The organism is Verrucomicrobiota bacterium (assembly GCA_038744685.1).
Lineage (GTDB): Bacteria > Verrucomicrobiota > Verrucomicrobiia > Opitutales > Puniceicoccaceae > Puniceicoccus.
Map to the genome: position 1 here is coordinate 20,160 of JBCDMB010000011.1, position 21,783 is coordinate 41,942.

A 21,783-nucleotide genomic window follows, 5' to 3' on the forward strand; every position below is an offset into this window, starting at 1 on the left:
CTAGTCCCGGTCCTCCCACCAATAGCCGCCCGCTGGCTTGGCGGACCGCACATATCGCTCGCGAAGGCGCTTATTCTTCGCCCGACGCTTTGTGCTTCGCTTTTGAAGCTCTCCGCAAGCCTCAGAGAATGAAATTCCCTTTCGCTTACTCACCGCCCGGGCCATCGCGATAAACTCACTCACCTTGCGAGACCTCCTTGAAAAACACTACCCAATGGAGCTTGTTGCTCTTTCCACAGCGGTTACCAAAGAGCGGCCCCGTAGGTGCAAGTGGAAGAATCCGACTCAGAGGAATTTGAACCTCAGACCACTTGAATATCAGAGTTCCATTGCCTTGAAGAACTCGCCAGCACTCGGAAAAACCATCTCGAAGCTCTTCTTCCCAATTCTCTTCAAGTTTCCCATACTTGGCTATCATCCAAGAGTTCTTCCCACCCCTCTTTAGATGCGGAGGATCAAAGACAACCAATGAGAAAGAACCATCACGAAAAGGTAGATTCGTAAAATCCGCAATCAGGTCTGGAGAGACTGTCAAATGGCGAACACCACTCTTTTTTGAGCGGTCGATCAATTGAAGTTCCTCTGCACGCTTGTCGATAAACACCGCCCGCGAGTCCGATTTATCGAACCACATCATCCGGCCACCACAGCACGCATCCAAGACAGCAGCACTCACCCCGCGAGCCTCCCCTCTGCATGGTCGAGCACGATATCCAGTGCCGCCCGCTCGGTTAGATCCGCTGGGAAATCTCCCCGCGCCAGAAGATCACGCACCAACAGCGGGAGGAAAAACAACCGCTCCTTGCCCGGCTTTGTGCTCGACAGGACCGGGGCCTTCCCCGGCTTGCGCGTCGCCAGCCGCCGCAACGTCTGGACCGAGTAGCCCTCGTCCCTGCCTCCAAGAAGCTCCGAGACCTCCTCAATCCGATACCCCAACCGGCGGGGCCCCCGCTCCATCGTAAAGTCAAACTCTCCCGTATCCGGATTCCAGCTACCCGTTACCCGCGTTGCTCCATCCGCAACCAACTGCCTCACGACCCTCTCCAACCCCTCCGGGATCTTCGCCGCCTCCTCGCTGAACTGGACGAGAGCCGTCAACCTTCGCCCTCCTGTTTATTTTTTGCATGCAGCCTCGAATAGAGTCTTTCACGCGTAGAAAGCCGCTTGTCACGATAGTAAAACCATAGCAAATAAAACGCAGTCCAGAATCCAAATAGATAGAACCACAGGCACAAAATCACATAGATCCAGTCGTCCACTACGCCGCCGCCTCCTCTCTCCTTGCCCGCTGGCAACACTTGCCCGTCCGAACAATGCGGATCAACCGGGCGGAGTCCCTACCGCCCCGGCGGACGAACTCCTCCTCACCCGGCCCCCCGGCAAACACCCCGAAGAGCGACAACGCCAGTAGCAACACACAAGCCAGCCCCTCACGGAGCGAATGCGCCGCCGCGACCGTCCGCTCGATCAGGATCTCTCGTCTGGCAACCGTAAACTCGTCATCCCCCTCCAGGCAATCGGCTAGATCGTCCAAATCGTTTTCCAGCTTCACCGCGATTTCAGCCGCCTCTAACAGCCCCTCGTCAATAGCCTCCATCCACTTGGCCGCGTGCCCCGGCAGATTCTCCACCTCACGGACCGTCAACTCGCGATCCCGCCAAAGCCGCACCGCATCGCGAAACACCCGCGCTACTGAGACCAAAGGCTTCACTTCCCGATACCTTCCCATCCTTCCGGCGCGTCAATCCAATACTGAATAAGCACCTCCTCATGTTCGGGGTCATCGGTAATCGAGAGTCCCGTCAACGCCGATACCCATTCGGGAATCTTCCACTGGATCAAGCCGCAGAACGGCACAAAATCATAAATTCCAGATTCATCTCGGCACACAATCAATCCCGCAGCCACAATCGCTTTCCCCTCATCCTTACAAGGTTCTCCTTGATTCCATTTCATACCACCTCTCCCAAAAACGCCGCCTCACGCGCCTCCCACTCCTTGAGCCGGGATTGCATCCGCCGGTTCAGGAATTCATTCAGGGAAAGCCCCAGCCCCACGGCTGGAGCGACAAAGAGAAACAAAATTACAAAAACCGTCACGCCGTCTTCCTCCCCTCTTGCTGAGGCTCGGCAGCACCCGCACCCACCGGAGTGGAAAGGGCGGAGCGGACAGTTTCTCTTGGCAACATTTCACGAATTGCTTCGCGAATTATGCTTTGAATGGATCGGTCCCCTTGATCCTTCGATCTCTTCAAAAGTTGATCGTAGGTATCACCGTCGATTCGAAATGAGATTTGTTTGTCCATATATTTTGGGATACGAAACTGGTTATGTATCACAAAATATATCCGTCAACAGGAAAATTCAGAAAATCACAAAAACATTGACTTGGGATGCAAAACCTCCCGTTAATCAGTGATAAACCCATGGCGAGACCACCTAGATACAAAGACGGTAGACAGATTTCTCTCCGACTAGAGGGCGATCTTTTGACCGGCCTTGATGAGAGGGCAAAAGAGCTAGGTATAGACCGTTCTCAGTTGATCAACCGTCTCTTAAACAAGCATTTATCGGACAACCCATTTATTGCACCAGAATCAGAAGGTAGTTACGGAGCAAAAAAAAAGAAGGTTCAAGGAAGACCCCCGACAAGTGCTGATAGCCTTCCCAAATCAGACAGGACCGCCTGATTTGCCTTGCGGGATAGACCCCCGCTATACCCCCTGCCGCTTCTGTGTCCCCGGCCTCTGGTGTTACCGCCCCTGATCCAATTTGACTATTTTTCCGTGGGCTCCTAGGCGAAATTGGTCCCGATCACTTTTTCGGTTCGTCGCTGGTTTGTAGAATACCCTTTTCACCAACTCTTCAATCTCACTTAAAGACAGATGAGTATCCCAAACGTGCTGGACAACCGTCGGCATAACGTCATACCCCAGTTCATCTCCAAGAAATTCTGCATCAAAAGTCCTATGCTTCGCGCGATCTCCGAAGAGCTTGTCTAGCCGGGAAATCTTCTCCTCGAGAGTTCGATTCGTTCGGTTTGACATCTTGTAAAACTGCCGCGGGAAATCCCCTTCTGGAGGCACCTGAACTAAACTGACCGCGTTTTCACCTCGGGGAATAGGCGGCGGCAGATTCGGCTGCAGCCAGCCTTGGTCACCCTTCCACATTGCACAATACAAGTTCCCCTGTGTCGTCTGAATCTCTTTCTTTTCTTGAGTCCCCGAAAAAGAAACCTCCACCCTGACAGAACTCTTCCAATTCGTAGCGAAACTACCCACCACGCCACTCGACCGCTCAGGGAGCAAGATCCGAAACGTCACGCACTCATCCCGCGAACCCCATTTTCCATAGGCGCTCTTCGCACTATGGAGAATGTCCCCCTGCTCAAACCGACAGAGCGATAGAGCGTCAAGAAAAGCCGTCGGCACGGGCCAAGAGAAACCATCAACATATTCCATCAAAATTCCTGCCGAACTCATGTCTCGCCATCCTCCAACAGCTCATTCAAAAAGACTTCCTCTCGAATAATTCGATAGGATTTTGGTGGGTTCTTTATTTTTCCCAAGAATGCTCGTCGGAGCTTCGATCCATTAAGAAGCGAAGTCCAACCCTTTTGAGGGTCCTCCCCAAGAACGAGATAGTCTACGTCGTTATTAACCACTTTTGTCTCAGCCACCTTTCCTCCCCGAGCTTCAACAAGTGACTTTGCTTGAGGTCGGGTCCCCCAAGCCATAGCCCCAGTAAACTGAAAATTCTTTCCTTTGAAATATACAGGTTCCGTCTCGTCGATGAGTTCATACTCAACCAGAAGTGCAGGAAGAGAATAGTGCCCCAACTCGACATCTGAGATAAATTGTTCGTGCCTTCTCTCTTCTTCTGCCCGTTGAGCAATCTCGGAAAGAAGTTCATCGTAGTCTATACCTTCGATTTGACAACGGCACATCAATAGAGGCTTCTGCTCCGAAAACTGCATAATCTGATCAATTGAATCGAACCCACAATTACGCATTTTGGGGAAGACGATTCTTGTTAGAAGGTCTACTACAGCCTCCACGTCTCCAAGGGCGCTGTGAGATCGACCACCTTCCAGAGCAAACTCTTCGCGCAAAAAGCTAAGAGAGTGGGTAGGTAACACCGTCAGAACCCTCCGGGACAGTTCCCACGTGCAAAAACCTCTTGATCCTATCGGTTTTACACCAAGCCTTTTCCATTCTGGAACCAGGACACGACTCCCATCATACCGCAGATAGTGAGCCGCCAAAGCGCCATCACAGACATAATCACGAAACTCTTCGTAGACCTTTATGGGTTCTCTACCATTCGTTTCGATAAAATCGTCAGTATAGCCATGAATATCGGACGCTTCGACAGGGATTCGAACACCAGGGTTCAAATAAGCATGAAACGGTTCTCCCAAAGGCTGTAACCCGTCAAATCTCTGAGCCGCAATCTCGACTACATGAATCGGGGCAACCAATCCAGTTGTCTCCGTATCTACCAGAGTCCAATTGTTACTGTTCAAGAAGGAAGGCCTCACTCACTTAACCCAGTATCAATAAAGTCTCTTTAGAACTTCCACTTGCCCTGTCTCCTTAAGAGCCGGAAACAACACTTCTTTCAACCCATTGACAGCAAACTTTTCTGACCCCGCTCCAGCGTAAGAGGGCCGGACGAAGAAAACATCGTTGGAAATCATCATTTTAAGGACCTGCACCTTTTCCTCATCCGTCATTCCATAAGACCCAGCGCCCACGGTCACTATTGGCCCATCTCCCCCTCTCACATCGACACCAAAATCGTCAAAATCAGATAGGTCTATCCATATATTCTCCGGGTCGACTGAAATCGTAAGTTTCGATTCATTAAAAACCGAACTATCCTCACTGTTGCGGGTAAACCAAAACTCTTTTGCACCATCCATCTCGTCGACCTCCTCGCGAACTGACCATCTCGCTTTTCGTTCTTCGACCATCGCCTCTTTGCTAGCTTGATTCTCCTCTAGTTGAGTCAAAATACTCTGGCCGATTTCCTGCGCCTCACCAGCAGCTTGCACGAACCACACTACCGGGACTCCCACCAACAAAACTAGGAAAAGCAAAAGACCACCCAGAACTCTACCCTGCACCATAGCGACCACCGCCAACACCGCAGAGACGCCCAACAAAGGGACGTAAATCCAAAACATCAGCACAGAGGCCCACATCGCAAACACCCCGACAAAAGCGCACGCAAAAGCCCCTACAAGTGCCGTTTGTTTAACGTTTGTCTTCACCTCCTTCTCCGCAGCAGCCGGAGTCTTTGAAACCGCCTCTTTCTCAAACCACTTCGGAAACACCTCCCCCAACGGCTTCCACTCGCTCCACCCTTCGAGGCAGACCGATTCTTCCGGACCATACATCCCCGCCTTCACCCCGGCAAAAAGATCCGCCTCAGAGACCTCCAGATTCGTCTCTCCTCGATCTACAAAATAGTTCCCCATGGGCTTGACCCTTATTCAAGAATCTTCACGTCCTCAAGAGAATTCCCAACGGCTGGAACGTTTAAGCCGTCATCCCGTTAATCTCTCGTGTTGGTCGCCACAGGCTAGGCGGGGAGATCGATTCCTCCCGGATATGCCACTGCGTTAAACCATATCGGTTCGCCCAAGTTCGCACTCCATCCGCAAGCCTCAGCGAGACCTGAATCCCCCTGTAGTTCTCAGGAGGCGGCCATGCCAGCCAATCACCCTCATTTTCTTTCGTTTTCATTCCGATACGGATACTCCAGACCAATCTGATTCCCAAGGCAAAAAAAGTTATCAGAAAAGGTAACTTTTTCCTTGCACTTAATTATCAAATTCGGTAACTTCAAACCATGATCAAGGGATTCAAAGACCGCAAAACCGAAAAACTCTTTGAAGGCACACTCCGCAAGGGCCTCCCCTCCACGATTATTGAAAGAGCTATCATCAAGCTCGATCAGCTTGACTCCGCTCAGACTCTCGACGACCTCCGCCTACCACCCTCCAATCACCTAGAAGCCCTCTCCTTTGATCGCAAAGGCCAACACTCTATCCGCATCAACCGTCAATGGAGGATTTGCTTTGTATTTCAAAACGGTCACGCTTACCAAGTAGAGATCGTCGACTACCACTAATTCACGAAACCATGACCAAAAAACCAACAGTCAACGCCGCCGCTGCCACACTCGACGAAATCCTCTCTGAGCTTCCCGTCTCCCAGAAGGAAGTTGCAGAGGCGACCGGCATCCCGACCGCCCACCTCAGCATGCTCAAGGCCGGAAACCGCCGCTTTACACCGGAATACGACCTCCGCCTCTCGCGCTACTTCCGCCAGAGCGAAGGCTTTTGGCTGCGCCTGCAAATGCGGGCAGACATCCGCAAAGCCAAAGCCGAAAAACCCGGCATTACCAAGGAGGTCAAAGCCATCGACCAGCGGAAGCTAGTCAGCGCCTAGGATTACCTCTGGTGCCAACCTCCAAAACCTCCCCGCCTTCTCCTGATTCCCCCGGGCGAGGTTCCAGTAATCCCGCCGGGCAACCGGCTCGGTATTGCCCATCTGCCCGGCCAACCGCCCAACGTCCCATTCATGGACTGGCAACCAATAGGTGGCGAAAGAATGGCGCATGAAATCCTGCCGCCATTTCACCCCCGCCGCCTTGCAAATTCCCTCGCGATACCCCCGCGAAAAAGCAAAGAACGGCAACCGATGTTTCCTTAAATACCGTATCCATTCAATCAAGACAGGCTCCAACGTAACCACCCGTTGACTCTTCCGCGTCACCTTAGAGCGCAAAACGTGCAGCTCCCTTTCCTTCACAAAAACATTTCCCTTCTCCAAAAACGGAATTTCCGCCTCCGGTCGTAACCCAGCAAAAAAACCAAAGCACAAATACCCGAGCGCAACCCCCCGTCTGTCCCCGGCGGGCTCATAGTCGATTGCCGCCCTCAACAACGCCTCCACCTCGCCCGGCTCGGCGACCTCTGGAGCCTTCCAACCGATCTCCGGGACAGACAACCCCGCAACCGGATTCTCACGGATCGCTTCCCGCTCGACCAGAAACTCACCAAAACGGTGCAACCGCGCCCGCACATTCCGCACCGTCAATGGAGCGCGGTTTTTCTTCAACCCATCCAAATACACCCGCAGACGCTCCTTGGTAAAATCACTCACCCGCACAGCTCCCGTATCGCGGAAAAACTTTGTGACAGACTCCGCAAAAGACTTCTCCGTCTTCTCACGCCGCCCATTGCCGTCCATCTCCTTCCGGGCTTCAAGCAACCACTCTGAAAGCGTCTTACGGGAATCGGGAGACATGGCTGCCAAGCCCGCCCTTACCACCTCGCGAAGGTCAGAATCCCCCGCCTCCGTAAACGCCCACTCCGCGAGCCTCACCCGTTCTTCATCCAACCAAGTCTCGACCGCCCGCCTCCGGGACCGGATCGAATCGCCAAAAGCGACCACGGCAGCCCGCTTCTCTTCGGCCTCTCTCTCACTGGAAAACCGCCGGCGAACCTTCTCCTTAAACCCAAATCTTTCCCGCACCCGCCGGTCATGGACCCGCCCAAACAGCAAAAAATACCCCTCACGCGGCTCAACTGCCAAATGCCCCCAAGAATCCCGTTTCCCCATGTTGTCCAAAAAATGTCCAAAACAGGCGTACAAGTGATCGCGAATGATCGCAAGTGATAAAAATAAACTCCTTGAGTTAGCTAAGAAACAAAGCCGCTAGAAAAACTCCAATCGCCCCACAACCCCACTACACAAAGCAAACAAGGGCCCTACGGCCCCAAATAATGGCGGAGAGGACGGGATTCGAACCCGTGGAACCCCTTTCAGGGTTCACCGGTTTAGCAAACCAGCGCATTCGACCACTCTGCCACCTCTCCGTAGTCTGTCGAAAGATCCTACGGTCTGTGGGCTGTCGTCAAGTTTATACCGAATTCGGTATAAACCCACAGGAGATGCCTTTAAAACGCGTATCGGAGACTCGCGCCCAAGAAAACCGTGTCGGTATCGATTTTCGTATCGTCGTCCTGCAAATCCGCAGTGTCGTTGAACCGGTAGTTCGCAGAGATATCGAGGTAAAAGTTCCCAATTAGAATGAAGTCGAAACCCGCTCTCAGGGCATAGAACGGACTGCTTTCCCAGTCGCCGTCGGCATTGACGATTCCAATGCCTGCACCCAGGTAAAAGCCTTCGCCAAAGAGGATAAAGGCTTCCGGGGCCCAAGCGTTCTGACCGAAACGATCCGGCAAGAGCTCGGCGGCCAACTCCAAGGCCCACAGGCCATCCCAGTATTGATAGGAAACCAGGTAAGAAAATCCAGTGTCATCCACGTCGTCGCTCAAATCGTCGAGAGTCACCCAGTAGTTGACCCCTCCCCCAAAGCGACTCTGTGTTTCCTTAGCCGAGACCAACCCGGAAACGAAAAAGAAGGTAGAAAGAATGGTGAGCAGTGAACGAACCATCCGCTGACCATCAGGTGCATACTACCAATTGACCAGCATATTTTGCTACTCGCACCCCTTCCTCTCTACCGCCAGTCTCCTCTAAGATGGACGATATTTCCTTTCAGACACTGCTCGCTACCTTTGTGCTTCTCTGGGCGGTCATCGATCCGATTGGGACCATACCCGTCTTCATATCGGCTACCCGGGATCGAACCGATGAAGAGCTCAAGAAGATTGCAGCCGTTTCCGCATTGGCCGGTGGGGGAATTTTGCTTTTTTTCCTCATAGCTGGCGAAATTATTCTGCGAGCAATGGGCGTTCCCTTGCAGGCGTTTCAGATTGCAGGTGGTCTTGTCCTCTTTCTTTTCGCTCTGACCATGATATTTGGCGAAAGTAAGCCTGAGGGTGAGGTGAGAATGTGCCGCTCGGTTCACGAAACGGCCATTTTCCCTTTGGCTACACCATCGATCGCCTCACCCGGAGCTATGATGGCGATCGTCCTTCTCACTGAAAACAGTCGACATTCTCTTCTTCAGCAGACCCTGACGGGCGTCATCATGATCCTCGTCGTGTTTATCGTTTATTTGCTAATGAGAATAGCGGTCAAGCTCTCCCGCTTTATTGGCGAGGCAGGTGCCAGCATCATCAGCCGGGTTATGGGGCTCATCTTAGCTTCAATTGCTGCCACTAATGTTCTTGCCGGAATCAAGGAGTATTTTTCCTGAGGTCTTGTGGAGCAGCCGCTTCAGTTACCATTCGAAATCCAAATCGAAATCACTATCGGTCCCGAGCGCAGCGACTGTAACGTCGGGGCTAGGCGACCCGGCCCGAGGAGTCCAGCGTTCTGTGGATTGTCGATTTTACGGACGATCCCACCAAGTTGCCTACGCCGGCTGGATATGGCCCCGAATGCTTCCGGCCAGTCGGGATATACCAAACAGGGCCGTTCCCTTTATTCCATTATCTTTTTCACTTAACCACGGAGAACACGGAAAACACGGATCAAATAGTTTATTTTTTCTCTTCCTTCATCCATCCGTGCTCTCTGAGTCATCCGTGGTTCGTGTTCGTATCTCTTCCATATCAGAAAGGTCCCCGGATACTACCGATCACGATCCGATACCGATTGTTCTGGTCGGATGATATGAGCTGGCTTAATAACCGGTCATTGGAAAGAGGCATAACCTCTGAAATCGGATCGAAGGAATTGACTCCCACCTCGAAAACTTCCTCCATGAGGAGTGAAATTAGAATTCCCTGACGGACGAGAAGTCGAATTTAACCCCTGGCGCTTTGCGTGGATTCCGATCGTGGTCGTGATCGGACTGGTCGTGGCGACGAGCTTCCACCAGGTAGATGCGGATGAGGAGGGCGTTTTACTTCGCTTTGGAAAGCATGTGAAGACCGTCGGTCCCGGGCTCCATTTCCATCTACCCTACCCGATTGACGAGATGGTCAAGGTAACCACCCGACGGGTCGATGTGCAGGAGTTTGGATACCGCAGTGTCTCAGGCGGCCGGATCTCCGAGCGGGGCTACGAAAACGAATCTTCGATGCTCACGGGAGACCTCAACATTGTCCTTGCCGGGTGGGATGTTCAGTTCAGCCGCGAAAATCCGGAAGACTTCCTCTTCAATGTGAAGGACCCACTCGCGACCCTCCGCGATATCGCTCAATCGGTGATGCGGGAGATCATGGGAGACCGGGCAAGTATCCCGATTCTAACGGTTGGACGGGCCGAGATTCAGGAACGCGTCCGAAAATTGATCCAGGCGCAGGCCGATCAGTTTGAAATGGGCCTTCGGATCAGCGAAGTAAATTTGATTTTCGTAAGCCCCCCTCAACAAGTGCAGGCGGCGTTCAACGATTTGAACAAAGCCGAGCAGGATGCGCAGCGATTCTTCGAGGAAGCCTCTCGGGAGTATCAGGAGAAAGTGCCACGAGCGAAGGGACAAGCGGAGCGTCTGGTCCTCGAAGCTGAAGGGTTCCTCGAAAGCCGCGTCAACCGCGCGGAAGGAGATGCTGGACGGTTTCTCGAAATGCTCACTGCGTATGAGGAAGCCCCAGAAGTCACTCGACAAAGACTCTATTTGGAAACGCTGGAAACACGGCTCCCCGCACTTGGACAAGTTTGGGTAGTCGACGAGGAGCTGAAGGGAGTGCTTCCACTTCTGAACCTCAATGAAGGAGGTGCAGAATGAGTGCTGCAAAAGGAGTCACTGGCGCAAAGGGGGTTCTCATCCTCGTTCTGGTCGTTGTCTTGGGTGGGGTTGGTTGGACGAGCCTGTATACGATTAACGAATGGGAACAGGCGGTCATCACCCAGTTTGGTGAAGTGGTTGGCGAGCCGGTCACCGAGGCGGGTCTTCACGTGAAACTACCGTGGCAGCGGGTACAACGTTTCGACTCCCGACTTCAACGTTGGGACGGCAGCCAGACCACGACAATCACCCGTGACCGGAAGACGGTCAATGTCGACGTCACCGCCCGCTGGCGAATCAACGACGCTAAACGCTTTTTGGAAGCCATCCGCTCGATCAACCAGGCAGATACCAGGCTCAACGGTATTATCGCCGGTGCCGTCAAAGACGAGATCGCGAAGTATGACCTCTTCGAGGTGATCCGCAGCAGCAATCGTATCCTTGAGGTCGAAGAAACGGAAATCGGAATTGATCTGGATTCGGAAGAAATGGCGGAAATCACCGTTCAGGAGGTAGCCACTCTCGGATCCGACCTACCGGAATTGCCTCAGGCACCCGACGGTGCCTATCTCGCAGGCCGCCCGATCGTCCTCGAAGGCATTCTTCTCGAGGCCCGGAAACGATTGAACCAGATCGGTCTCGGAATCGAGCTCGAGGACATCCTGATCAAACAGTTGAACTACACGCAGGAGATCGAAGCCAACGTGTACGCCCAAATGAACGCCGAACTCCAGAAAATCTCTGCCGGGTTCCGCTCACAAGGAAAGAAACGCGCCGAGGAGCGACTCGGTGAGATGGAACGGGAGCTGGCGCGCATCAATAGTGAAGCTGAACAGCGCGCTCAACTCATCCGAGGACAGGCCGAAGCGGAAGCGATTCGCATCTATGCCGACGCCTACAACCGAGATCCAGATTTCTACCGTTTCCTGAGGACCCTGCAGGCCTACGAGACCGGACTCGGACCCAACAGTCAGATCCTGATCGGCTCGGACAGCCCCTTCTTTGAACTTCTCAAGGATTTTAGGGAACAGAAACCCAGCGAGTAAGGCACTTTCGGTCCAAAGGAGCGGCGACTTCAGTCGCCGAAAGAAAACCCTAGCTTTGCCTCACCTTCAAGGCGAGGCATCCCATAAAATTCCTTGAATCGAAAGAACCGACTAAGTGCAAAAAACCTCTTCTCCAACTCAAACATTGCAACCAACCTGAAAAACCGTAGGACTGCTTTGCATGAAAAGGGCACTGCGGTCAGCACGATCCGCGTTATCGGTTGCAACGTTGCTTCTCGGAGCAGCCTTTTCTTTCGGCGCAGAAAGCGAGAACGAGAGCATCAGGGAATGGACGAATTTGAGAGGCAATACGATCGAGGCGGAAATGATCGGCTTTCGCTCTGACAGTGGCTGGGAATACGTTACGGTCCGACGAGTTGATGGGAGGGTCTTCGAAATCGCCTTACAGGATTTGGTTCCTTCTGATCAGGCTTATGCCCGCTCCCGGCAAGATCGATTTTCTGCCGATGGATCTGCTTCAGAATCGGGTGACTCCCCAATCCAGCTCACCCGATTCGAGGAGTCTGCCCGTGAACACCTCGTTGAGTTCAACGGGCGACGACTGGACGACTGGGAATCCAACATACAGCCGGAATACTACGCCATTTATTACTCTGCCGGATGGTGCGGGCCGTGCCTTCAGTTCACTCCTAACCTGGTCGATTTCTACGATCGCTACCACGACCGATACGAAAATTTTGAGGTCATTTTTGTCAGCAGCGATCGCTCTGAAGATGAAATGGAGGCTTACATGGAGAAGGCGGATATGCCCTGGCCTGCCTTGGAGTTTTCGAAGAAGAGCCGAGTAAGGGAGCTCACCCGGTATTCCGAGAGGGGAATCCCCAATCTGGTCGTGGTCGATCGGGACGGCGAGGTCCTTTCGACCAGTTACGTGAATGGCAGCTATGTCGGTCCCTCGAAAGTCCTCCGCGATTTGGAGGATTTGGTCAAAAAAGAAAGCTAGCGAGCTTCGAGGCCTGAACGGAGAAGATTACAGTTAGCAATGGACTGGCGTTATCGGATAGCCGAGCCCAGAATGACGCCAAGATAGATTTTCTTCAGGAAGATTGAGTAGCATCCAACGCGGAGGCGGATGATTTCGGAGCCATAAGAAACCAGAGGCCTTTGGGGTCATCGGTCTTTGGGGCCGATGCAGCATGAAGTTGAACACGAAGGCTTCATTCGAGAGAACCTCCAACCTAGCCCACTCTTAAAAGCATCTCAACAAGCACCCGTTGGCTTGCGACTGAGAAGCAAAAGCACACCTCAACACCCTCCCAAGCCATCAGATCCCAAGCTCAAAGATCCGAAACATCCAGACTTCTTCACCAGATTTCCCATGTTTCACCTTCGTAACAGTAGAAAAATTGACCTCTCGTTAAAAACTGGCAGAAAACCAGCTCTCCTACTGATCAAATTCGAGCCAATAGCTCCATTCAAATCCGACTAAAATATTATAGAATGACTGAGAACACAGGAAGAATCATGAAAGCCAACCTAACCGTAGCTGCTTTACTCACAGCAAGTGTCACCAATGCCCAAATTTTTAGTGAGTTTGAGCCAAACCCTGCAGGCGGCGACCCAGCTAATCAAAACGTCGAACTATTTGGAACGGCACTGGCTGCCTTTGATTTGTGGATTCTTTCAATCGAAAACGACGGTTTTGACGGCTCTGTTGATAGAGCAAGCAACGTCACCGGTAGTTTTGACGCAAACGGCATCGCGGTCGTCTCAATTCCGGATTTGGAAAACCCATCAAACACACTTGTCCTCACCGATAGCTTTACCGGTAGTACATCCACTGACATTGACCCCTTAGACGACGGGGTGCTTGATCTGTCCACAATTGGAACCGTTCTCGACGCAGTTGGTGTATCAGACGAGGTGGGTGATGATGGAGTTCTCTACGGATCGATTCTCGGCGGCTTTGACATACTCTTCAATGGCCAGTTTGAGCCACTGAACGTATTTCGTCTCGGGAGCACCGGTGCCTGGTACAACTCTGTAACCTTGAACTTCGGCCAACCTGATGAGCGAATCGGACTTTTTGGGCCAAACAACCCAACCACCGAAATATTGAATGCACCCTCTGACACCCTCGCCACCACCTTTGGTTCTATAAACCCAACAGTCGTTCCTGAGCCGAGTATGTATGGTGCCCTAATTGGGCTACTGGCGCTTGGGTTTACGGTTTCACGACGACGGGGCCGATAACGAAAAATCTCTTACATGTTATCGGTAACTAGCTTACAAAAAAAGTCGTCCTTAAGGAGGGCCCCTCAGATGCGCTCACCAATACTGAAAAGGACTTTTCCACCAAACCATTCGTAACACGCCTAAATCCCACACCGACTTATTCCACAATGATAGCTTTAGGATAGTTGACCCGCTGCTGTAAACTGGCAGAGAGCCAGCTGAAGTTCTCGGCAACTACTGTTACTGACATCAATGGTGAGACGCCAACTACCGGAAATCACCTTTTCCAGAAATCACATCGAGAATTATAGACTAGAAAAACAATGAAGAAAAAATTAGTCACGCTGGCCCTTGGGGCTGGACTAGTCGGAGCTGTTAACGGCCAAGTGCTAATCACCGGCGTAGTCGACGGCACACAAACTGGGGGTAACCCAAAAGCAATCGAAATTGTTGCCACCGAGGCAATTGCCAACTTATCGATCTACTATCTCATCCGCGACACCAATGGAGCGGGTCCATTCGACACGTTCGAGCAGCTTCCCTCAATCGCGTTGAGCACTGGCGACTTCTACTACATCTACGGTAACGGAGATTCCGAGACGATCATGACGGGTTTTGGTTTTCCGGCATCTTCGTCTGATGGTGCGGAAACAAACGGTGTCGCCAATGTCAATGGCGATGACATAATCGGCCTTGGAACACCAAACGGAACGTTCACCGACGGCTCGACAATTAGCCAGTATGACCTCATCGACTCATTTGGCCAAGAAGGTCAGGGAGATACAAACTTTTACGCAGATAGCTACGCCTACCGACCAAACGATTCCGCAGCGAACCCATCTGGAGTGTTTGACGCTGGAAACTTCACGATTACCGCCTATTCTGATTCAGGTTTGCAAGCGACATTCGGAACCTACGTCGTTCCAGAGCCCAGCATGTATGGCGCGATCGTCGGTATCCTCGCTCTCAGCTTCGCAGCGACTCGCCGTCGCCGTCGAGGCTAAGCGAGCTTGAAATTGACCCAGTTTTTTTTGAGGCCGTCCTTTGAGACGGCCTTTCTTTGTCCGTATCTTTCACCCAGAAGATCTCCTCATTGGCCCTAGCCCTATCGGTAAATGTTTCAACGCTACCCAAAGACCGCGAACTCTTGACTGTCACGACCATCAGCGATGTCGGTTCGCTCGGTCTCAGTGCGTCATCCCCTTTCGCCCGGAATACTGTCAGGTAGTCTCACCGTCCCACTCCAACGATGCGATGAGCAAACAAATAGGGCCAGCCCAACGTTCGGTGCTAGAACACCATAATTGAGCCCTGATCGCGAGCTTGGCTATCGAGGGGTGAACCCTCGTCCTACGGTTTGTTGTTAAAGACCGGTTATCGGGTGTGCGAAACCGATTCCATCAGCGCTAATCGCCGAAATCGGTGGATCGACTCGCAAAGCATCAAAGCGTCCGCTATGCTCCTTAAATTATGAAATCTCTGGTTCTTCTTTTCTTCGCAGCGACCGCGCTTACCGGTCAAACCGCCACCAAAGTCGCTACCTCGAACGAAAGCATTGAAAGTGGTGGGCCGTCCGGGACGCCATGGTTTCATAACGCTCAGACCCTTGGAACCTTCCAAGAATATGGGATTTCCAGTTTTGCCTTTGTGCCTACGGACTTCGGGTTTCCGACTGTCACTGGAATCTCAGCCATCAAGATTTCTTACCTGAAAAACGGGGCCAGTTTCACGAAAGACGGACCCGTTGAGTTTTTCATCACCTTCGACACCAAGATCGCCAGCGGGAACTTCAGCGGACTTACCCACAACGGTCTGGCAGCAGGTATTGAAGATACGCAGTTCTCCGATACCCCCACTCTCCAGACTGTCGGAACCGGTTCTTTCGTTGAATCTGCTGGGGGTCTTGTGGATACCTACCCATTGACTCTTTCGCCGGAGTTGGAAACTTCATTGGTCAGCGCCATCAACGGCGGGGAACCATTTGCCGTCATTCTGGGCGCGCCCTCTGGCAACACCTCGGCAACCTACGCAGGCCTTGAAAGTAATCTCTTTGAAAGCAGAGGAGGATCCCAGCCCGACAGCAATAGAACCAGTCTCACGATCACTGCTTCCGGCGAATGAGTCTAACGAAACTAACCACTAGCTAAGTTCTTGTAGGAGAGGGTTTATCCCTCGACAGAAGAGCAGTGAATTCCAACCCTACCGTGTGAGGGGTGAGTCCTATCCCAAAGTCGCGTGCCTCTTCGAAAAGAGCACCGTATCCCGAAAGTCATTTCTAGTAACTACAGGTGGGGCTCCGACAAGCCGTGCACTCTGAAAATAAGTCCCATTGTATTAGACGCGACCACGCTTACTAAAACTGGAACAGAGTCGTGCTAGGACAAGCCTTTACGAGGAGCATAGAGTAGCATCCACCGCAGAGGCGGATGACTTCGGTGCCATGAATATACCGTCAGCCTTTGCGGATCATCGGTCTTCGCGATCGATGCTACATGAATTTGCCCGGAGTGATTCTTATTAATTCGCTACTCAAATAGAACCTACTTGGGATTCGATGTCGGTATCGAAATCGTGTCTCGAGAGCATTCGATAGCGATACCGATTTCGATTTCGATTTTTGCGATCATGCTTTGTACGGGGCGCGGTTTAATAAACTAGTGACATTCATGACAAAGTCTCCCTCTGTTTTTATTACCTCGCGGCTTGCCGGACCTGTGGTGAGCCTGCCGAAACGAGCTCACGCCCTACCGCGGAAAACTCCCTCAATCCAACTGATCCGGGAACCTCAAAAACAGCAAAATTGGCAACTGCGCCAAGACTAGAAAGATCAAAGTGCCGTCCCACGCGGGTAGGCCAAGTTCACCGCCGCCTGCTTCAATGACGCGTGCGGAAAAAAGAACGCCGATGATCCGCGCGAAGACGAAGATCACCGAGAAAAAAATCAGGACAAAAAACATCCGTCTCCATAGCCCGGGATCCGTCTCGCCCCATCGACCGAAGGGAAGGAGGAGAAGAATTCCCAGCAGGATTTCGAATACGGCGCGAGAGACAAAGAACCACGCAGGTTCCCAGGGTGGCTCGATAAAAGTGCGCGACGCAGAGACGAATAGCACAACCGCTACGACCACAGACAGCCATCGCAGCAGTCGAAGGATTTTTAGCTGGGCAGCCCGATCGCTCTCTTCCGGCATCGCCGTCAGATCGCTGCGCCCGGAATTACCTCTTCTTCCGGTGCGGCTTCAACGGTGCCGGCATCACCACTGTCTTCTTCCTCAGCCTCTACCGCTTCACCCACCTCCTCCACTTCGGGAATGGCCAAAATGGTTTCCAGCTCAGGAAGATCCAACAGCTCGGTAGCTCCCCACGGAGATGCCCGACTGCCATACAAAGCTCTGGCTTCGGCAACCTGCTCCTCGGAGATCGGTCCCGCATCATTCCCCCAAGCCTGTCGGATGTAGGTAAGGACCGCACCAATATCGCGGTCACTCAAGATGCCTGCGAACGCTGGCATATTGCCGTTGTAGACGTTCCCCATGACTTCGATTTCGCCGACGAGTCCATTGATCAAAATCGCCGTCGGTTTTACCCTGTTTTCAACTACCCAACGGGCACCGACGAGAGGAGGATAGACTCCGGGAACTCCCATCCCTGTTCCTTGGTGACACTGCGCACACTGCTGCGAAAAGACTCGTTCACCTCTCGCAATCGGATCGAATGCCGGCGCTTCCTGCACCTGGCCAAGCATCGCCGGATCAAAATTGGGGTCGTAGACATCCCAGCGGAACCCAGCTGAGTTTTTACCCATGTAAATTCCGCAGACAAAAATCACGATCGAGAAAAGAAACAGCAGAGCGATGGGGACGGGAGGAAACCCTTCCCGCGGTTCCTCTTTCTCCCTCATCAACTGAGCATGCACGTCCTGCATCTCCGGATCCGAGAGTGGGGACTTTTCCGAGCGGGGCTCGTGTTTCAGGGCGGGGGGAAGTTCGTCCTTACCGCTGCCCATGTCAGGCTGGTCGTTCATTCCTTGATTCAATCGTTGCTATCCTTACCCCATTCACCTTAGTCTGCCTACACAAAAGTTTCAATAGTCACGCCCCTTCTTAATGTTAGGCAATTTCCTTCGGCGATTCACGCCGCTTCTCACAGTTCTCTTCCTTGCAGGTTGCAATTTCAATGCCCGGCAATCGTTCATGGACCCCAAGGGCGTTATTGCAGAAAAGCAATACCACCTGTTCATGCTCACGGTTGGGGTGACCGCCGGAATCTTCGTCGTTGTCGGAGGAGTGCTCTTGTGGACAGTTTGGCGCTATCGCGAGAAGAAAGGACAAAAGGATGAGCTGCCCTCCCAGTCCCACGGAAATCCTCTCATCGAAATTGGGCTGATCGGCGTCTCGGTAGCACTCCTCGTGGTTATCGCGGTCCCCACTCTAAGAGAGATCTGGTATACCCACAGCATGCCTGACGACCCCGCCAGTAATCTCGGGCAGTGGTTTGATGGAGAAACCGCGGAAGATACCGACGAGGAACCGTTGATCGTATACGCTCGCGGTTGGCAGTGGTGGTTCTCCTTCGAATACCCACAGCTGGGGATCACAACCGGAAATGAATTTGCGATCCCTGCGGGAAAGACAGTCCGCATAGAATTGCGAGGTGAAGACGTGATCCACTCTTTCTGGCTTCCGAAAATCGCTGGAAAAGTCGATATGATCCCCGGGCGAAACAATTACATGTGGATTCGTTCAGATGAACCCGGTTATTACTATGGGCAGTGCGCCGAGTATTGCGGAGAGGCCCATGCTTACATGCAGTTCCGGACCGAGGTTCTACCCGAAGAGGAATTTGAAAAATGGGTGGAAGAACGCCGCTCCTATCCAGCACCACCAGCTGGGGAGGATTGGAACCAATTCATCGGGATGATGGCAAGGACTCCGGAAGAGCTCCCTAGTGACGATCTAATCAAGGGCGCAGGCCTCTTTTTCGGCAAGGGCACCTGCGTGCAATGCCACGCAATCGACGGGACCATTGCCGCAGGAAAGCTGGGGCCAAACCTGACCCACGTTGCCGACAACCGTTCCATCGCCGCTGGATGGATGGAACACGAGAACCCCGATGGGTCGATCAACAAAGAGCAGCAACTCGAGAACTTCTACAACTGGATCCGGGAATCCGAGAAGATTAAGCCCGGTAATCTCATGTATTATGGAAGCCGAGGAATGAACAACGGTCTAAACAACGTCGAACTCAGTGATGAGGAGGTTCGACAGATCGCCGTGTTCATGCAGGCGCTCCAATAGCACTTTCCATGTCCCTCACCACTACAACGACAACCGCTCCGAGCCCTACTCCTCCTCATACGAGTGAAGAGGGACCATCGCGGAGCAACATCGGGCTGGTTCGGCCCGATTTCTCTACTGGTCTCAAGGATCTATTGACGACAGTCGATCACAAGAAAATCGGAGCGATGTATGCGATTTTCGCTCTGGCTTTTCTCATTATCGGTGGTGTCGAGGCCTTATTCATCCGCGCCCAACTAGCAGTGGCTGAGAACAATCTGGTCTCTGCCGAGACTTACAACCAGCTCTTTACCATGCACGGAACGACCATGGTCTTCCTTGCGGTCATGCCACTGAGTTCCGCCTTCTTCAATTTTCTCGTCCCCTTGCAGATCGGCGCTCGGGATGTCGCCTTCCCTAGACTCAACGCCTTTAGCCTTTGGACCTTTGTCGCAGGGGCTATCGTAGTGAACATTAGCTGGTTGTTCCAGGCAGCCCAGGCTCTGGGATGGTTTACCACTGAGAACGGTATGACTGACATTGTCCCAGCGGGGGGATGGTTTGGATATGCACCGCTGACCAGTGATGAGTATACTGGCATCGGAACTGATTTTTGGATCTTCGGCCTTCAGGTTCTTGGCATTGCCTCGATTGCAGCCTCGTTGAATTTTATCGTTACGATCATCAACTTCCGGGCACCGGGAATGAAGATGATGCGACTCCCGGTTTTCGTTTGGATGACTCTGATCACGTCGATTCTGGTGATCTTTGCGTTCCCCCCGATCACAGTCGCTCTCGGGGAGCTCATGTTTGATCGCTATTTTGGAACGAACTTTTTCCGTGTTGATCAGGGGGGACAACCCATCCTTTGGCAGCATCTTTTCTGGGTCTTTGGTCACCCGGAGGTTTACATCCTCATCCTCCCTGCGATGGGTATCATCTCTGAGATCCTCCCAGTCTCCTCCAAGAAACCGTTGTTCGGCTATTCCCTCATCGTCTTTTCCGGAGCCGTGATCGGCTTTCTAGGTTTTGCCGTTTGGAGTCACCACATGTTCACCACCGGACTGGGCAAAGTTGCCACCGCTGCCTTCTCACTTCTGACAATGGCGATCGCCGTGCCGACTGGAGTGAAGATATTCAATTGGATTGGAACCCTCTGGGGTGGTCGGATCAAGTTCACCGTCCCGATGGTGCTTTCTCTAGGATTCATCTGGATGTTCATGATGGGTGGTTTCTCCGGAATCATGCACTCTTCCGCCCCTTCGGACGCTCAACAGCAGGACTCCTACTTCGTAGTCGCGCACTTCCACTACGTCCTCATCGGAGGAAGCATCCTTTCCCTGATGGCTGGGGTCTACTTCTGGATGCCGAAGATGACCGGAAAGATGTGGTACGGTAAGTTGGGTTATTGGGTCGCGGGAATTGTAATCGTCGGTCTGAACCTGACCTTCTTCCCGATGCACTTCCTCGGAATGATTGGGATGCCTCGTCGGACCCATACCTATCTCGAGGGGACCGGGTGGGAGCCCATGAATCTGGTCTGCACGATCGGTGCTTTCATTCTCGCAATCGGTATCTTCTTCTTTCTCTACGATATCTTCCGCACCCTGCGGAAAGGTCCACCTGCTGGAGACGACCCTTGGGACGGGCGGACATTGGAATGGACGATCTCCTCACCGCCCCCCGCCTACAACTTTGCCCGCACCCCCATCGTCCATTCACGTGACGCTCTATGGGCGCACAAACATGGGAAGGAGAGTGTGAAGCTGGGATCTGTCGAGCCTTCGCCCGGTGGAATCCATATGCCGAGTAACTCATGGTTTCCTCTGGTCGCTTCGGTTGGATTCCTCATCCTCGGTGTGAGTATGGCGCTGAAACAAGCGGGAGTCCCCTATTGTGGATACATTGCCATCTCCGGCCTTTTGATCACTTTTGTTGGCATCTACCTCTGGGCGCTGGAGGGTCCCGGCGGCTACCACCTCCATCCTGAGGAAAAAGCATGAGCCACGCTGCAGACGCTTCCCATCCGGCTGACCACATCCCGACCGGGCTAGACAACAAGAAGCTCATGATGTGGTTGTTCCTCGCGTCCGACTGCATGTTTTTCGGCACTTTGATCACGACTCACCTCGTCTATCGAAAAATCTATGAAAACGTAGGCGTGGATCCAATTACGGTATTCGACATTGAGCTAACCACTGCCAGTAGCTTCATCCTCCTGATGAGTTCTCTCCTGATGGCTCTAGCTGTGTCGGCCATTCACAAAGGGGACGTGAAGTCATTTCGGTGGAATCTCGTCGGAGTCATCATTTTTGGGACTCTGTTCCTCGGCGGGCAGGTTTACGAGTTCAACCACTTTGTCCACCTTGGCCTCACTCTCTCAACAGGGACATTTGGTTCGACCTTCTATGTCATGACCGGCACACACGGGGTTCACGTCGCTCTCGGGATTCTGTGGCTCATCTCATGGTTGGTTTACTCATTCTCTCCCAAGTTCAACGCGCACGAGAACGCAGTCGATGTTGAGACCGCAGGGCTTTACTGGCACTTCGTCGACATTGTTTGGATCGTCATCTTCACCGCGGTGTATCTGATCGAGTATGTGTAGGG

27 protein-coding genes and 1 tRNA gene are annotated in these 21,783 nt (G+C 52.7%); 12 read left to right on the plus strand and 16 right to left on the minus strand.

Going from position 1 to position 21,783, the window contains the following annotated elements; all coding sequences use genetic code 11:
* From AAGJ81_08225 to AAGJ81_08275, 11 genes are all read right to left on the minus strand, one after another.
* Window positions 1-183, minus strand: coding sequence for a hypothetical protein (locus tag AAGJ81_08225; protein MEM0966117.1), 183 nt, complete (start codon window positions 181-183; stop codon window positions 1-3).
* Window positions 176-676 (minus strand): SAM-dependent methyltransferase, encoded by a 501-nt coding sequence (locus AAGJ81_08230; protein MEM0966118.1) that lies wholly within the window; start codon window positions 674-676, stop codon window positions 176-178. Before AAGJ81_08230 ends, AAGJ81_08225 begins: the two co-directional genes overlap by 8 nt.
* On the minus strand, window positions 673-1,035 hold the full coding sequence (locus AAGJ81_08235; GenBank protein ID MEM0966119.1) for a hypothetical protein: 363 nt from the start codon (window positions 1,033-1,035) through the stop codon (window positions 673-675). Before AAGJ81_08235 ends, AAGJ81_08230 begins: the two co-directional genes overlap by 4 nt.
* Before the next feature lie 223 nt (window positions 1,036-1,258).
* The gene (locus AAGJ81_08240; protein MEM0966120.1) at window positions 1,259-1,729 is read right to left on the minus strand and encodes a hypothetical protein; all 471 of its coding nucleotides are present in this window, start codon (window positions 1,727-1,729) and stop codon (window positions 1,259-1,261) included.
* Window positions 1,708-1,956: a hypothetical protein gene (locus AAGJ81_08245; GenBank protein MEM0966121.1), complete on the minus strand. Its 249-nt coding sequence runs from the start codon at window positions 1,954-1,956 to the stop codon at window positions 1,708-1,710. Before AAGJ81_08245 ends, AAGJ81_08240 begins: the two co-directional genes overlap by 22 nt.
* The gene (locus AAGJ81_08250; GenBank protein ID MEM0966122.1) at window positions 1,953-2,099 is read right to left on the minus strand and encodes a hypothetical protein; all 147 of its coding nucleotides are present in this window, start codon (window positions 2,097-2,099) and stop codon (window positions 1,953-1,955) included. The genes AAGJ81_08245 and AAGJ81_08250 overlap by 4 nt, the downstream gene beginning before the upstream one ends.
* Entirely contained in the window at window positions 2,096-2,305 is a 210-nt protein-coding gene (locus AAGJ81_08255; protein ID MEM0966123.1) for a ribbon-helix-helix protein, CopG family, read from the minus strand. Before AAGJ81_08255 ends, AAGJ81_08250 begins: the two co-directional genes overlap by 4 nt.
* Window positions 2,306-2,752: 447 nt before the next feature.
* Window positions 2,753-3,481, minus strand: a complete 729-nt coding sequence (locus tag AAGJ81_08260) for a hypothetical protein (protein MEM0966124.1) — start codon at window positions 3,479-3,481, stop codon at window positions 2,753-2,755.
* The gene (locus AAGJ81_08265; protein ID MEM0966125.1) at window positions 3,478-4,539 is read right to left on the minus strand and encodes an exonuclease domain-containing protein; all 1,062 of its coding nucleotides are present in this window, start codon (window positions 4,537-4,539) and stop codon (window positions 3,478-3,480) included. Before AAGJ81_08265 ends, AAGJ81_08260 begins: the two co-directional genes overlap by 4 nt.
* 15 nt (window positions 4,540-4,554) lie before the next feature.
* Window positions 4,555-5,481, minus strand: a complete 927-nt coding sequence (locus AAGJ81_08270) for a hypothetical protein (GenBank protein MEM0966126.1) — start codon at window positions 5,479-5,481, stop codon at window positions 4,555-4,557.
* 61 nt (window positions 5,482-5,542) lie between these two features.
* Window positions 5,543-5,749, minus strand: coding sequence for a hypothetical protein (locus AAGJ81_08275; protein ID MEM0966127.1), 207 nt, complete (start codon window positions 5,747-5,749; stop codon window positions 5,543-5,545).
* Window positions 5,750-5,855: 106 nt separating this feature from the next.
* Here AAGJ81_08275 and AAGJ81_08280 point away from each other — a divergent pair, with 106 nt between their 5' ends.
* Both AAGJ81_08280 and AAGJ81_08285 read left to right on the plus strand, forming a co-directional pair.
* Complete coding sequence (locus AAGJ81_08280) at window positions 5,856-6,137, plus strand: type II toxin-antitoxin system RelE/ParE family toxin (protein MEM0966128.1); 282 nt, start codon at window positions 5,856-5,858, stop codon at window positions 6,135-6,137.
* Between the two features lie 11 nt (window positions 6,138-6,148).
* The gene (locus AAGJ81_08285; protein ID MEM0966129.1) at window positions 6,149-6,457 is read left to right on the plus strand and encodes a HigA family addiction module antitoxin; all 309 of its coding nucleotides are present in this window, start codon (window positions 6,149-6,151) and stop codon (window positions 6,455-6,457) included.
* Here the strand turns inward: AAGJ81_08285 and AAGJ81_08290 are convergent.
* The 3 genes from AAGJ81_08290 to AAGJ81_08300 all read right to left on the minus strand — a co-directional run bounded on the left by AAGJ81_08290 (window position 6,443) and on the right by AAGJ81_08300 (window position 8,472).
* Window positions 6,443-7,633 (minus strand): site-specific integrase, encoded by a 1,191-nt coding sequence (locus AAGJ81_08290; protein MEM0966130.1) that lies wholly within the window; start codon window positions 7,631-7,633, stop codon window positions 6,443-6,445. The two genes, AAGJ81_08285 and AAGJ81_08290, sit on opposite strands and share 15 nt — an antisense overlap.
* Before the next feature lie 165 nt (window positions 7,634-7,798).
* Window positions 7,799-7,890: transfer RNA gene (locus tag AAGJ81_08295), tRNA-Ser, on the minus strand.
* Window positions 7,891-7,971: 81 nt separating this feature from the next.
* On the minus strand, window positions 7,972-8,472 hold the full coding sequence (locus AAGJ81_08300; protein ID MEM0966131.1) for a hypothetical protein: 501 nt from the start codon (window positions 8,470-8,472) through the stop codon (window positions 7,972-7,974).
* An 86-nt stretch (window positions 8,473-8,558) separates the two neighbouring features.
* On the opposite strand from AAGJ81_08300, the gene AAGJ81_08305 reads away from it, so the two are divergent.
* The 7 genes from AAGJ81_08305 (at window position 8,559) to AAGJ81_08335 (ending at window position 16,018) form a co-directional block, all read left to right on the plus strand.
* Entirely contained in the window at window positions 8,559-9,179 is a 621-nt protein-coding gene (locus AAGJ81_08305) for a MarC family protein (GenBank protein ID MEM0966132.1), read from the plus strand.
* 516 nt (window positions 9,180-9,695) lie between these two features.
* On the plus strand, window positions 9,696-10,655 hold the full coding sequence (gene hflK, locus AAGJ81_08310) for an FtsH protease activity modulator HflK (protein MEM0966133.1): 960 nt from the start codon (window positions 9,696-9,698) through the stop codon (window positions 10,653-10,655).
* A complete protein-coding gene (hflC, locus tag AAGJ81_08315; GenBank protein MEM0966134.1) occupies window positions 10,652-11,701 on the plus strand; it encodes a protease modulator HflC in 1,050 nt (349 codons plus the stop codon). Before hflK ends, hflC begins: the two co-directional genes overlap by 4 nt.
* A 181-nt stretch (window positions 11,702-11,882) precedes the next feature.
* On the plus strand, window positions 11,883-12,665 hold the full coding sequence (locus tag AAGJ81_08320) for a thioredoxin-like domain-containing protein (GenBank protein MEM0966135.1): 783 nt from the start codon (window positions 11,883-11,885) through the stop codon (window positions 12,663-12,665).
* A 497-nt stretch (window positions 12,666-13,162) separates the two neighbouring features.
* Window positions 13,163-13,915: a PEP-CTERM sorting domain-containing protein gene (locus AAGJ81_08325; GenBank protein ID MEM0966136.1), complete on the plus strand. Its 753-nt coding sequence runs from the start codon at window positions 13,163-13,165 to the stop codon at window positions 13,913-13,915.
* Window positions 13,916-14,220: 305 nt separating this feature from the next.
* Window positions 14,221-14,901 carry a PEP-CTERM sorting domain-containing protein gene (locus AAGJ81_08330; GenBank protein ID MEM0966137.1) on the plus strand — a complete coding sequence of 227 codons (681 nt, stop codon included), beginning with the start codon at window positions 14,221-14,223 and terminating at the stop codon, window positions 14,899-14,901.
* A 466-nt stretch (window positions 14,902-15,367) separates the two neighbouring features.
* Window positions 15,368-16,018: a hypothetical protein gene (locus AAGJ81_08335; protein MEM0966138.1), complete on the plus strand. Its 651-nt coding sequence runs from the start codon at window positions 15,368-15,370 to the stop codon at window positions 16,016-16,018.
* Window positions 16,019-16,659: 641 nt separating this feature from the next.
* Here AAGJ81_08335 and AAGJ81_08340 read toward each other — a convergent pair.
* A complete protein-coding gene (locus tag AAGJ81_08340) occupies window positions 16,660-17,088 on the minus strand; it encodes a hypothetical protein (protein ID MEM0966139.1) in 429 nt (142 codons plus the stop codon).
* Window positions 17,089-17,093: 5 nt separating this feature from the next.
* Window positions 17,094-17,921, minus strand: a complete 828-nt coding sequence (locus tag AAGJ81_08345; protein ID MEM0966140.1) for a cytochrome c — start codon at window positions 17,919-17,921, stop codon at window positions 17,094-17,096.
* A gap of 82 nt (window positions 17,922-18,003) precedes the next feature.
* On the opposite strand from AAGJ81_08345, the gene coxB reads away from it, so the two are divergent.
* The 3 genes from coxB to AAGJ81_08360 are packed head-to-tail and all read left to right on the plus strand — an operon-like array spanning window position 18,004 to window position 21,781.
* Entirely contained in the window at window positions 18,004-19,194 is a 1,191-nt protein-coding gene (coxB, locus tag AAGJ81_08350; GenBank protein MEM0966141.1) for a cytochrome c oxidase subunit II, read from the plus strand.
* A gap of 8 nt (window positions 19,195-19,202) precedes the next feature.
* Window positions 19,203-21,176: a cytochrome c oxidase subunit I gene (gene ctaD / locus AAGJ81_08355; protein ID MEM0966142.1), complete on the plus strand. Its 1,974-nt coding sequence runs from the start codon at window positions 19,203-19,205 to the stop codon at window positions 21,174-21,176.
* The gene (locus AAGJ81_08360) at window positions 21,173-21,781 is read left to right on the plus strand and encodes a heme-copper oxidase subunit III (GenBank protein MEM0966143.1); all 609 of its coding nucleotides are present in this window, start codon (window positions 21,173-21,175) and stop codon (window positions 21,779-21,781) included. Before ctaD ends, AAGJ81_08360 begins: the two co-directional genes overlap by 4 nt.
* The last annotated feature ends 2 nt before the right edge of the window (window positions 21,782-21,783 follow it).